Below are 13287 nucleotides of genomic sequence, written 5' to 3' on the forward strand. Positions count from 1 at the left end.
TTGTACCAGTTTAATAGTGGATTTGAATTGCTTGAACTTACAAGAAAATACAACATGCCCATATCTGAGGTTGTGATAAACTATGAACATGAGATGACAGGCAATGACAGAGAGATAATCATTAACAAAATGAAAGCAAATTTAGATGTCATGAGGAAAGCGATTGAAAAAGGTTTAAAAGATGATATAAAGTCAGTAGGTGGATTTATCGGCGGCGATGCAAAAAGACTTTATGATAAGATTATCAATAATTTTACAATAAGCGGAGAGACGGTTTCAAAGGCTGTTGCATCTGCAATTGCAGTATCAGAAGTAAATGCATCGATGGGCAAAATAGTAGCTGCACCTACTGCTGGTTCCAGCGGTGTCATTCCTGGGGCGTTAATAACTATAGCAAGGAAATTTGGTAAAAGTGATGATGAACTGATACGATCGTTATTTACATCATCAGGTATTGGAATAATAATTGCTAAGAATTCCACATTGTCAGGTGCAGAAGGCGGTTGCCAAGCAGAAGTAGGTTCGGCATCTGCAATGGCAGCAGCTGCTTTAGTTGAATTAATGGGTGGTTCTCCGGATGAGTCTCTTAATGCAGCATCTTTTGCAATTATGAATCTTTTGGGATTAGTATGTGATCCTGTTGCAGGTTTAGTTGAAGTTCCGTGTGTGACGCGAAATGCTATTGGTACCGCTAATGCGCTGATATGTGCTGATTTAGCACTATCCGGCATGAAAAGTATTATTCCATTTGATGATGTGATAAGCGCTATGGATAGCGTTGGGAAAATGATGCCTTGCGCATTGAAAGAGACGGCAGAAGGCGGACTTGCTAATACAACAACAGGCATAAAATTTAAAATGAATTTTTCAGAAGATTAATTTATATGGCTTTACGGTGAAGACCGTAAAGCCTTTTTTCCATAAAGACCGATTTTTTAATCGGTAATTACCTCGAAGAGAGGTTGAAACTGTTTAAATTTATTTAATTTTCTATTATAATATATTCATATATTATGATGTTGATACAAATCAAAGGAGATGAAAAAATGGAAATCGTGAATGTTGATTTGAAGGATTATTCATATCCCATATACATATCAAATGGGATTCTAAAAGATATTGGACTATATTTAAAAAAGCATTTGAGAAGCAATATGGTATTGATTATAACTGATTCAAATGTTTCTGAGTTGTATCTTTCTAGGCTTGAAAATTCTTTATTAAATAATGGATTTATAGTTAATCATTCTATTATAAAAGCCGGAGAAGAAAGCAAAAACTTGGATACAGTAAAACGTCTATTGGAAGAGTGTTTTAAATTTGGTTTATTGAGAGACAGTGCAATTGTAGCATTAGGTGGTGGAGTAGTAGGGGATATAGCAGGACTTGTATCAGCATTGTTTATGAGAGGAATAGATTTTATACAAGTTCCAACTACATTGCTAGCACAGGTTGATAGCAGCGTCGGTGGCAAAGTTGGAGTAAATTTAAAAGAAGGGAAAAATATGGCTGGTGCTTTTTATCAGCCAAAGGCTGTTTTTGTAGATACAGATGTATTGAAAAGTTTAGATAAAAGGGAAATCAGAGGTGGCATATCTGAGATAATCAAATATGGAATAATTAAAGATGAATCTTTATTTAATTTTATTGAAAGCAATATAAAAGAAATATTAGATCTAGACGATGAGAAAGTAAGACATCTTATTAAAAGGTCGTGTGAAATAAAAAGCGATGTTGTATCAAAAGATGAAAAAGAAAGCAGTATAAGAGCTGTTTTAAATTATGGACATACGATAGGACACGCTATAGAATCGCTTACGAAGTATAAAAAATACATACATGGTGAAGCCGTTGCAATTGGAATGTATTACGCTGCAAAAATTGCACTAAATAGAAAGTACATTGATATAGATTATTTATCTCGAATCAGATCACTTTTAGTTGCATCAGAGCTTCCTGTGGATTATGGAAATCTGGACAAATATGAAATATTAGAAGGCATAAAGCACGACAAAAAAAATCGGGAAGGCAAAATAAAATTTGTATTGCCGGTCGGTTATGGTGACGCAGACATTTTCGATGTATCAGAAGAAGAAATATTGAATGTTTTAAATTGAAGGGATTTTTACATCTCTTTTTTTTTGCCTTTAAAAAGCTTTAAAATTATTTAATAAAAATTAAAAATTTTAGGCTTTAATTATTTTATGATAAAGTGCTATAATATATTATTAGTACCAGCTACTAACTATTTAAATGGAGATGATATTGTGATTGAAATGACTATTGGTCAGTATCTTGACTATATTTCAGAAAAATATCCAAACCATGACGCTCTTATTGTATCAGATAAGGTAAGATATACCTACAGAGATTTGAAATTTATGGCTAATAAATTGGCAAAAGGTTTATTAAACATAGGTATTAAGAAAGGAGATCACATAGCTATATGGGCTTCTAATGTTCCAGAATGGGTAATAACGCTTTTTGCTACTGCAAAGATTGGTTGTCCTATTGTCCCAATGAATACAGAATACAGAGAAAATGAATTACAGTATGTTTTAAAGCAGTCTGACGCAAAAGCTTTAATATTGATTGACGGGTATAAAGATTTAGACTATGTTAAAACAATATACAATCTCATTCCAAGTTTGCAAAAAACTGATAAAGAAAACTTACATTCAAATGAGTTTCCAAATCTTAAATATGTTATTAATATAGGAGAAAAATGCAATCCAGGAATGTACAGTTTTAATGAAATATTAATGATGGGTGAACAATATGATGACGATATGGTATACGAAATACAAAATTCTTTAAAACCAGATGAGGTAATTGATATTCAATATACATCAGGAACAACAGACTTTCCAAAAGGTGCCATGCTTACACACTATGGACTTTTAAACAATGGCGATGCCATAGCGACTCGAATGAAATTTACAGAAAATGATAAACTTTGCATTACGGTACCGCTTTTTCACTGCTTCGGATATACGCTTTCAGTTATGGCATGTTTATCAAAAGGTGCTACAATGGTATTAGTAGATCACTTTAATCCAGTTAAAGTTATGGAGGCTATTGACAAAGAAAAATGTACTGCATTTAATGGCGTTCCTACTATGTTTATAACTATGCTTAATCATCCAGACTTTGATAAATTTGATTTTTCTACTTTAAGGACAGGTATAATGGCAGGTTCGGTATGTCCTAAGAAAGTGATGGAAGCAGTAGTGGAAAAAATGAATATGAGAGAGATAACAAGTGTCTATGGACTTACAGAAGCATCACCGGGTATTACGCAGACTAGTGTTGATGATTCTTTAGAGGATAGGGTTTCAACTGTTGGATATGTCTTTCCTGGAGTTGATATAAAAATTGTAGATCCTAAGACATTAAAAGAAGTTCCAATAGGCTCAGAAGGAGAAATAATGGCTAGAGGTTACAATGTAATGAAAGGGTATTACAAGATGAAAGAAGAAACAGAAAAAGCCATAGAAAAAGACGGATGGCTTCATACGGGAGATATCGGTAAGCTTGATGATAGAGGGTATTTAAAAATTACAGGTAGATTAAAAGACATAATAATAAGGGGTGGCGAAAATATTTCACCTACAGAAATAGAGGAATGTTTATATCACCATCCAGGTGTAAAAGATGTTCAAATTGTTGGAGTTCCTGATGAAAAATATGGGGAAGAAATTATGGCTTATATAATACCGAAAGAGGGATATCACATTGAAGCTGAAGATATCAGGGAATATGCTAGAAAGAAGCTGGCTAGATTTAAGGTGCCCAAGTACGTCAAGATAATTGACGAATTTCCAAAAACAGCAAGCGGCAAGATTCAAAAATACCGCTTAAGAGAAATGGCTATGTCTGAGCTAAATTTGTCTTGACTTCACTAAAACAAAGTATTAAAATATCAGAAAAAGCTTAAGGGGGTGTCAAATGAATATATACTATCTTGGCCCTAGAGGCACTTTTTCTGAGCAAGCTCTTCTTAATTATCTTAAACAAAAGGATGGATATTGCGTAGAAGAATTAAAGACAATACCCGACATTGTTACAAGGTTGAGAGCAAACAAAGGTGATGAAGGATTAGTTCCTGTGGAAAACTCCATAGAAGGCACTGTGAATGTAACACTGGATATGCTGATAAACGATGCGGAAGGGCTTAAAATAAAGGAAGAAATAGTCATACCCATTTCTCATTGTCTTATTGCAGATGAAATAATTGATTTTGAGGATATAAAAACAATTATTTCTCATCCGCAGGCATTAGCACAATGCAGAGAATATATAAGAAAAAATTTGCCAAATGCTACGGTTATAAATACTGATAGCACAGCAAAAGCGGTTGAAGAAATAAAAAATAAATGTGATGCTGCAGCTATAGGCAATGCAAGGGCAGCAGAAATATATAATGCAAAGATAATTGATAGAGACATACAGGATGTAAAAAATAATTTTACGAGATTTATTGTGCTTGCTCATGAAGATTCTCAATATACTGGCTGTGATAAGACAACTTTAGTATTTTCTGTGCCAAATAAACCAGGTAGTCTTCATAATATACTCGGAGTTTTTGCTGATGAAAATATAAACATGACGAAGATCGAGTCAAGACCTTCAAGAAAAAAAATAGGTGAATATGTTTTTTGGGTTGACATTGAAGGTCATAGATGCGATAATCGTATTATTAAAGCATTAGAAGCTTTGAATGGTAAAACGGAATTTTTAAAGGTTTTAGGGTCATATCCTAAATACAAGTAAAACGGTAGAACGGAGGATTATTGTATGGTAATTGTAATGAAGCCAAACGCTACAGAAAAACAAATTTCTGATGTATCAAATCTTTTATTGTCCCTCGATTTAAAACCACATATATCAAGAGGAGAAGAGCGGGTTGTAATAGGTGTAATTGGAGACAAGAAAAAGCTTAAAGAAAAAAATGTTGAGCTAATGGAAGGCGTAGAAAAAGTTATACCTATAGTAGAATCATATAAACTTGCAAGTCGAACATTCAATCCTGTGTCGACAATTGTGGATGTGGATGGTGTATCAGTAGGTGGTAAAAATATAGTTATTATGGCTGGTCCATGTGCTGTAGAGAGCAAAGAACAGCTTTTTGAAAGCGCTGAAGCAGTTAAGAAATTCGGTGCTAAATTTTTACGCGGTGGTGCATATAAACCTCGCACGTCTCCATATTCCTTTCAAGGTCTTGAAAAAGAAGGACTAGAAATGCTTTATGAAGCAAAAAAATACACTGGACTTAAAATTGTGACAGAGGTAATGGATATCCATTCGATAGAAATTGTTTCTAAATATGCAGATGTATTGCAGATTGGAGCAAGGAATATGCAAAATTTTTCGCTTCTTAAAGAAGTTGGAAGATCCAACAGGCCTGTTCTTTTAAAGAGAGGCATTGCCGCAACAATAGAGGAGTGGCTTAACGCGGCTGAATACATTTTAAGTGAAGGCAACAAAAATGTGATACTTTGTGAAAGGGGCATAAGGACTTTTGAGCAGTATACGAGAAATACTTTAGATTTAAGCGCAGTGCCTGTCATTAAAAAATTAAGCCACTTACCCATAATAGTAGATCCAAGTCATGGAACTGGTAAATCATTTTTAGTTAGTCCAATGGCAAAAGCTGCAATAGCTGCTGGTGCTGACGGCCTTATCATTGAAGTTCACCCGGATCCTAAAAATGCACTGTCTGATGGTGCTCAGTCCTTGACTCCTAAGGAATTTGAGGTCTTAACGAAAGAAATATCAAAAGTAGCAAATGCTGTAGGGCGTGATTTTATATGATTGAAAAGGTAGCAGTTGTAGGTCTGGGACTTATTGGCGGTTCTTTGGCAAAAGCTATAAAAAAATGCACAGACTTAAGAATAATAGGTGTCGATGTAAGAAATGATTATATAGATGAAGCATTAAGTAAAGGAATAATTGATGAAGGCTTTAAAAAGATCGAATCGAAAATAGATGCCGATGTCGTGTTTATATGTACACCTGTCGGAGCGGTTATAAGTTGCATTGAAGAAATACTGCCGTATTTAAAAGATGGCTGTATAATAACTGATGTTGGAAGTACAAAAAGAACAATAATGAATGCCATAAATGAGATAATACCTGAAAACATGTTTTTTATCGGCGGACATCCAATGACAGGTTCTGAGAAGTTCGGCTTTTTTGCAAGCAATTCTGAACTTTTTAATGGGAATAATTATTTTATCGTTCCAGGTAAAAATACACCAGTAGAAATTGTCGATGTATTTATAAATGAGATCGTCAAAAAATTAGGAGCTAAACCCATATTAATAGACAGCGATTCCCATGATAAAATAGTTGGCATTGTGAGTCATGTGCCACACATATTGTCGGCCACCTTGACTAATTTTGTCTACAAGGAAGATGCTGATTCTATAAAGTTTGCTGCTGGTGGCTTTAAAGATACCACAAGGATCTCCATGTCTCAAACAGAGATGTGGAAAGACATAATTTTAAACAATAAAGAAGTAATAAAAAATTTACTTTTAGACTATGAGAATCTATTAAATGAATTTTTGTTTTACTTAGAACACGATGATATAGAATCGTTGTGCAAATTTTTTGATTCAGCTAGAGAAATCAGGAAAAGCATAGCTTCTTAACTTTAGAAAGGAATGAATATTTTTCTATGGATATAGAAATCACTAAAAAGAGGAATGTAAAAGGGGTTGTAAATGTTCCTGGCGATAAGTCCATATCTCATAGGGCTATAATGTTCGGTTCTATTGCTGAAGGAGATACTATTATTGAAGGATTCTTAAAAAGTGATGATTGCTTTTCGACAATAAATTGTATGAGAAAATTAGGTGTAAATATTGATATAGATAAAGATGATGTCTATGTTAAAGGAAATGGCATGTACCTTCGTGAATGCCCTGATATTTTAGATGCTGGCAATTCTGGCACAACGATGCGACTTTTATCAGGTATTCTTGCTGGCCAGAAATTTACTTCAACTATAACTGGTGATGAGTCTTTAAGAAAAAGGCCTATGAAACGCATAATAAAGCCATTGAATATGATGGGGGCAGAAATAACTGCTATTGATGACAATTATGCGCCGCTTATTATAAAAGGTAATGTCCTTAAGGGAATAAATTATAAGACAGAAGTGGCAAGTGCACAAGTAAAATCGTGTATAATGCTTGCCAGCTTATATGCTGATGATGAGACAATAATAGAGGAGCCGTTTTTATCTCGTAATCACAGTGAGCTTATGCTGAATTATTTTGGCGGCAATTTTGAATCTTATGAAAACAGGATTGTGTGCCATCCTGTTGAAAGATTGCATGGCTGTAAGATTTGTGTTCCCGGAGACATATCATCTGCTGCTTATTTTATAGTAGCTGCAAGTATTTTGCCTCAGTCAGAGATTTTAATAAAGAATGTCAATGTAAATCATACGAGAACAGGAATAATAGATGTTATAAAGAAAATGGGTGGAAATATTGAGATAAAAGATGAAAGGGTTTTAAACAATGAACCTGTTGCAGATATAATAGTAAAGTCTTCTTGCCTTAAAGGGATTGAGATTGGCGGTGAAATTATACCGAGGCTAATTGATGAGATACCTATCATAGCAGTAGCAGCGTCTTACGCTGATGGAGAAACAGTTATTAAAGATGCTGAAGAACTTAAAGTGAAAGAAAGCAATCGAATAGATACGATGGTAAGCGAATTAAAAAAGATGGGTGCTGATATCGAAGCTACCAGTGACGGCATGATAATTCACGGAAAAGAAACTTTAAATGGTGCACTAGTTGATAGCTACAATGATCATAGGGTTGCTATGTCATTAAGCATTGCTGCGCTAAAAGCTGAAGGCAGTACAAAAATAAAAAATGCAGAATGTGTGAATATTTCATTTCCTGATTTTTATAGTGTGCTTAATGTGTTATAATAACAATTGGTGATTTTAATGGTAGAAAACATACTCATAATTGAAGATGAGAAAAAAATTGCGAGATTTTTGCAAATGGAGCTTGAACATGAAGGTTATAATGTTGTAATAGAATACAGCGGCGATAAGGGCTTAAGAAGAGCTTTAGATGGTAATTACGATTTGATAATCTTAGACTTGATGCTCCCTGGTATGGATGGCTTCTCAGTTTTAAAGGAAATACGAAAGAAATCATCAATTCCCGTCATAATTTTAAGCGCTAAAGATGAAATAAAAGACAAGGTAATGGGGCTTGACATAGGTGCAGATGACTATTTGACGAAACCGTTCTCGATTGAAGAGTTGATGGCAAGAATAAGAAATGCTCTTAGAAAAAATATCAAAGCAAATACTAAAAAAATAAGCTATGATGGAATAACGATGGATTTGTCTACGTATGAAGTCAAAAGAGATGGAGTAAAAATCGAGTTAACAAAAAAAGAGTTTGATCTTTTAAAATATTTGATAATAAATTCTGAAATAGTGTTAACAAGGGAGAATATACTGGAAAATGTATGGGGATACAATTATATTGGTGAGACAAACATAGTAGATGTGTACATAAGGTACTTGCGCAGTAAAATTGATGAACCATTTAGTGATAAGTTAATACAGACGATAAGAGGTGTGGGATATTCTCTAAGGAAAGAAAAAAATGAGAATTAGAAATTTTAGATTATCGATAAAATTGAGAATCGCATTGCTTTATGCGATAATATTTTCTTTTATATTGATAGTGTTAAATGCGTCTGTTTTATACGGTCTTAAATACTACCTTATATATCAGGCATTTAGCGATATACAAAATCAATCAGATGTAATAATGGAAAAATTAAAAGAGATTGATGGGGTCATAGGAAATATTGATAAGGATTTGTTATTCGCATCATCAACTGGTGAAAACATGTATTTTAAAATTACGGATAAGCATGGGAATATTGTGTACAGATCTTCATCACATATGATTGATATTCCATATGATAAAAATTTAAATAGCCTTACGAAAATAGAAAGAGATGAAACCCACATTGCATATCTTAATAGAAAATACGTTGAAGGTGGCAGTGTGCTATATATTCAAGTGGCTGAAAATTTAAAGAGCCAGTACTTTTTTTTGAAACTGCTATTTTTGTTGATGGCTATATCAGATGCCATGGGAGTTTTGGTATCTTTTTTTGCAGGATATTTTATAACAGGTAGAGCACTAAGGCCTGTTGATTATATGGTGAGAGAAGTTCATGCAATCGACGAGAAAAAATTAAATAAAAGATTGAGCATTAGCGGAAATAATGATGAACTGTCTAAGCTCGCTGCTACGTTTAATGACATGCTGGACAGGCTGGAAGACTATTTTAAAAGGCAGAATGCATTTATATCAAATGTTTCCCATGAGCTTAGGACACCTTTGTCTATCTTGAAAGGATATATAGAACTTATAGACAGGTGGGGGAAGGACAACAAAGATGTACTGGAAGAGTCTATAGGCGCTTTAAAAAAAGAAGAGCAAGAAATGGAGATATTGATTGAAAGGCTTTTGATGTTGGCAAGAGGAGATAACAAGACACTTAATATAAATAAGAAATTATTTAATGTTTATGAATTGATTGCAGAAATAGTCAGGGATGCCAAAGTGATTTTTAATGAAAAAAACATAGAAATTTTTTGCGATAAAAATTTAGAAGTAAATGCAGACAGGAACCTTATAAAAGAGCTTCTAAGAATAATTCTTGACAATGCATTAAAGTATACAGATGTAGACGGCTATATAAAAATTTCGGTGGAAGAAGTAGATAAAAATGTAGCCATAATAATAAAAGATAATGGTATTGGTATACCTCAGGAGGATATTCCTTATATATTCGATAGGTTTTACAGGGTTGATAAGGCTAGAAACAAAGAAACTGGCGGAATGGGATTAGGGCTATCTATTGCAAAGCTTATTGTTGAGCTGCATGGTGGAAGTATTGAAGTAAGAAGTAAATTAAATGAAGGATCTGAATTTAAAATAACGATCCCGAAAGTTTGATGGATGGGATTGTTATTTTATTTTTAGTGACATACTCCACAATATATGGTATAATATATTTATAAAATCACTATATATTGGAGGGTATAAAATGTTACAAAAAGAAGCGACGAAAAATCAGCAGATGGAAGTAAAAAATTCTTCTAAAGAATATACATGCCCTGACTGTGGTGCACAGTTAGTTCCTGAGAGTGGATGTATTTACTGCCCTTTCTGCGGCTACAGTGAATGCCACTAATTGCCTATATTCCCATCAGTTTAATATGGACACATGGACATATTCCCCTTATAATAAAAAAGTAAAATATGCCGAATCCCCGAAAAGGGGTACGGGGGATCTTTTTTGGGGTGAATCCACTGAGTGGTAGGGTGTCCCTTTGCCCGAACCCGTCAACTAACCTCGGAGGCAAAAGGGGGATTTTTATGTTAAAAAAATGTATTAAGGTAAAGCCTCTCATTGCATCGTTAGCAGCGGCTCTTTTATTTTCTCAGTCTGCATTTGCGGCAACATATACTGTGAAGCATGGTGATAGCTTATACAAAATAGGCTTAAAATATGGCACAACATACAATCAAATCATGAAGCTGAACAATTTATATGATACAGTAATATATCCGGGGCAAGTATTAGTTGTACCTGGCAGTGACAACACATATACAGTTCAAAAAGGTGACAGCTTATACTTAATTGCCATGAAGTATGGTACTACTGTAGATGCTTTAAAAAATGTAAATGGTTTAACAGGCGATATGATTTATCCAGGGCAAGTTTTTGTCATACCTTCATCTGGTACAACATCAACTTCTTCAAGTATAAGAAACAGCGTAAATGTTAACAGGGGCTCTATAAATAGAGGTGTAATTTCATACACAAATGATGATTTGGACCTTCTGGCAAGACTTATAAATGCGGAAGCTGGTGGTGAACCACATCAAGCAAAAGTTGCAGTCGGTGCCGTGATAGTAAATAGAGTAAAAAGCGGTATATTTCCTAACTCTATAAAAGGTGTAATATACCAAGTCGACAGCAATGGCTACTATCAATTTACGCCTGTTGAGAATGGTTGGATAAATGTGCCTGCTACACCAGATTCAATAAGTGCTGCAAGAGATGCCTTAAACGGTGTAGATCCTACAAATGGTGCACTTTATTACTTTGACAACAGTAATACTAATCAGTGGCTTTGGTCATTGCCTGTTGCATTAAGAGTAGGCAATATGGTATTTTCTTATGCAAGATAATATTGATGCGAAATGAGAGGCTAAGAGGAGTAAAATGGATACCGAAAGGTATCCATTTTGCTTTCTATAATGTTTTTGCTTCGTACAAAGTGATAAAGCCAAATATTATAAAAATGAACGCTGATATGTAGTGTAAAAGTTTTGTTGGCAATTTCTTACCTAAATACACACCCAATATGATTCCAATTACGTCAGCCATAAAAATTCCTGCAGTAGCGCCTAACAGGACAAATATTGGACTTTTGTATGTAGCAGTAAGTGCCAATGTTGATAGCTGTGTTTTATCTCCAAATTCTGAAATAAAATATGTACTTATTATCGTGAAAGCTGGACCGTATTTAGACTTTCTGATTTTTTCATGTCCTTCGTGGCCATTTTTTAACGTCATTAAGCCAAAAATTAAAAAAGATATGGCAGCCAACAGCTTGACATATTTTATTGGTATGTACTCTGTAATAAATGAGCCAAACAAAACTGCAATACCCATATTTAAAAGGGCAGCAATCAAAATGCTAATTAAGACAGTTCTGGCTTTAATGAATGTGGCAAATGCCATAGCCATAAACTGTGATTTATCACCCATTTCAGATGCAAAAACGAGAATAAAAGACGATATTAAAGCATTCATCAAATCTGCCTCCTTGTAATTAGTATGCCAAAAAAATAAAACCTATTACATAATATGTATCACATATTACATAAAGGTCTCATTCTTTAAGGCAAAGCCAGGTTAAAACCAGCATGTTGACTTTGCCACATATTTATATATGTGAACTACTCCCCTTTATATACTATCGATATAACTTTTTCAAACAAAAAACATTTACTTCATTATATATAAGATGAAAAAATATGTCAATATCTTTCCTTCAATTCAATATGTGAAATAGTCTAGGCACTAAAAATGTATTTGAACAAAAGAATGTAATTAACAACGAATGGAACTATGGAAACTTTGACATGCCCTTTAGCAATTGCCGAAGGAATGGCTGGGATATCTACGGTTACAATGAAGGTGAATTATATAGAATTCGTTTGACTCAAGTCCTTATTATACTTATTGAGAAAATAGTTCATAAACTTTTTTGTGGATTTATTTGGCTGAGCATCCCTTTTTACTATAAATCCAGCATCCCAGAAGGCGGTAGGATCGTCTATTGGTATTGAACATATATTGCTATATTCTTCTATGTGTGTAAGCTTGTCCACAAAAACAAATATGCCCTTGTTTAACTCGACAAAATCGTAGGCGATTTTTAAATCATGGCTGGATTTAAAGTAAATGTTTGGGACAACTCCTGCTTTGTTAAAATGTTCAAGGATAACCGGCTGAATACGGAATGTATCGGTGAGAAGAATAAATCTTTCATCTTTAAGGTCCTCAAATTTCACGCTTTTTCTGGACGCGAGAGGATTTTTTTTGTTTATTATGACGACAAGTTTTTCTCTTATTAAGTGATAATATATAAAGCTATTAATGTCATTCGGTTTCACAGTTAAGGCTAAATCCAGATTGCCATTTAAAACATTTGCTTCGCAGTCTACATCAGAAAATTCCGCTATATCAATGTTTATATCATTGTATTTTTGCTCGAAATCAATTATTTCTTTAGCACCTAAAATCTGTAAAGTCCCCGGAGCAAAGCCTATTTTTATCTTTGATTTTTCCATGTTGACTTTATTGTTTATTTCAATAATAAGGTTATCGTAGGTTTTAACCAAAGCTTTCGCTTTCGGGAGGATATATTTGCCAAGTTCTGTTAGGTCAACTCCCTTGGAGTTTCTGTTGAAAAGGGGCGCTCCGATCTCCTTTTCTAATTTTTTTATCCTTTTGCTCAAAGCTTGCTGAGTGATAAAAAGTTCTTTAGCTGTTTTAGTGAAGCTATTATTTTGACATATCTTTACGAAATATTTAAAAGAATTTATATCCATAAAATCCTCCCTATCTGTTAGAAAATTATCTAACAAGAGATTTAGTCTTCACAATAATGGTACACGATTTGACGAAAAAAGGCAATATTCTAAT

General features: G+C 34.0%; 13 protein-coding genes and 1 riboswitch. Of the genes, 11 read left to right on the top strand and 2 right to left on the bottom strand.

Going from position 1 to position 13287, the window contains the following annotated elements; translation table 11 throughout:
• The 11 genes from sdaAA (at window position 1) to J2Z80_RS08765 (ending at window position 11261) form a co-directional block, all read left to right on the top strand.
• Window positions 1-879 carry an L-serine ammonia-lyase, iron-sulfur-dependent, subunit alpha gene (gene sdaAA, locus J2Z80_RS08715; RefSeq protein WP_209454079.1) on the top strand — a complete coding sequence of 293 codons (879 nt, stop codon included), beginning with the start codon at window positions 1-3 and terminating at the stop codon, window positions 877-879.
• 167 nt (window positions 880-1046) lie between these two features.
• Complete coding sequence (aroB, locus tag J2Z80_RS08720) at window positions 1047-2117, top strand: 3-dehydroquinate synthase (RefSeq protein ID WP_209454037.1); 1071 nt, start codon at window positions 1047-1049, stop codon at window positions 2115-2117.
• 87 nt (window positions 2118-2204) lie between these two features.
• Window positions 2205-3896, top strand: coding sequence for an AMP-binding protein (locus J2Z80_RS08725; protein WP_209454038.1), 1692 nt, complete (start codon window positions 2205-2207; stop codon window positions 3894-3896).
• A 52-nt stretch (window positions 3897-3948) separates the two neighbouring features.
• Window positions 3949-4773 (top strand): prephenate dehydratase, encoded by an 825-nt coding sequence (gene pheA, locus J2Z80_RS08730; protein ID WP_209454039.1) that lies wholly within the window; start codon window positions 3949-3951, stop codon window positions 4771-4773.
• Between the two features lie 24 nt (window positions 4774-4797).
• Window positions 4798-5814: a 3-deoxy-7-phosphoheptulonate synthase gene (gene aroF, locus J2Z80_RS08735; protein ID WP_209454040.1), complete on the top strand. Its 1017-nt coding sequence runs from the start codon at window positions 4798-4800 to the stop codon at window positions 5812-5814.
• Complete coding sequence (locus J2Z80_RS08740; protein WP_209454041.1) at window positions 5811-6656, top strand: prephenate dehydrogenase; 846 nt, start codon at window positions 5811-5813, stop codon at window positions 6654-6656. Before aroF ends, J2Z80_RS08740 begins: the two co-directional genes overlap by 4 nt.
• Before the next feature lie 26 nt (window positions 6657-6682).
• On the top strand, window positions 6683-7954 hold the full coding sequence (aroA, locus tag J2Z80_RS08745) for a 3-phosphoshikimate 1-carboxyvinyltransferase (protein ID WP_209454042.1): 1272 nt from the start codon (window positions 6683-6685) through the stop codon (window positions 7952-7954).
• 18 nt (window positions 7955-7972) lie between these two features.
• Entirely contained in the window at window positions 7973-8659 is a 687-nt protein-coding gene (locus J2Z80_RS08750; RefSeq protein WP_209454043.1) for a response regulator transcription factor, read from the top strand.
• Entirely contained in the window at window positions 8649-10019 is a 1371-nt protein-coding gene (locus J2Z80_RS08755) for a sensor histidine kinase (RefSeq protein WP_209454044.1), read from the top strand. Before J2Z80_RS08750 ends, J2Z80_RS08755 begins: the two co-directional genes overlap by 11 nt.
• A gap of 91 nt (window positions 10020-10110) precedes the next feature.
• On the top strand, window positions 10111-10257 hold the full coding sequence (locus tag J2Z80_RS08760) for a hypothetical protein (protein WP_209454045.1): 147 nt from the start codon (window positions 10111-10113) through the stop codon (window positions 10255-10257).
• Window positions 10258-10316: 59 nt separating this feature from the next.
• Window positions 10317-10443: riboswitch (cyclic di-AMP (ydaO/yuaA leader) on the top strand.
• Window positions 10443-11261, top strand: coding sequence for a cell wall hydrolase (locus J2Z80_RS08765; protein WP_209454046.1), 819 nt, complete (start codon window positions 10443-10445; stop codon window positions 11259-11261). Its footprint overlaps the riboswitch before it by 1 nt.
• Window positions 11262-11325: 64 nt before the next feature.
• Here the strand turns inward: J2Z80_RS08765 and J2Z80_RS08770 are convergent, their stop codons facing one another.
• Window positions 11326-11889, bottom strand: coding sequence for a TMEM165/GDT1 family protein (locus J2Z80_RS08770; RefSeq protein ID WP_209454047.1), 564 nt, complete (start codon window positions 11887-11889; stop codon window positions 11326-11328).
• Between the two features lie 392 nt (window positions 11890-12281).
• On the bottom strand, window positions 12282-13193 hold the full coding sequence (locus tag J2Z80_RS08775) for a LysR family transcriptional regulator (RefSeq protein ID WP_209454048.1): 912 nt from the start codon (window positions 13191-13193) through the stop codon (window positions 12282-12284).
• Window positions 13194-13287: the final 94 nt, after the last annotated feature.

The organism is Thermoanaerobacterium butyriciformans, assembly GCF_017874545.1.
In the GTDB taxonomy this organism is placed as follows: Bacteria; Bacillota; Thermoanaerobacteria; order Thermoanaerobacterales; family Thermoanaerobacteraceae; genus Thermoanaerobacterium; species Thermoanaerobacterium butyriciformans.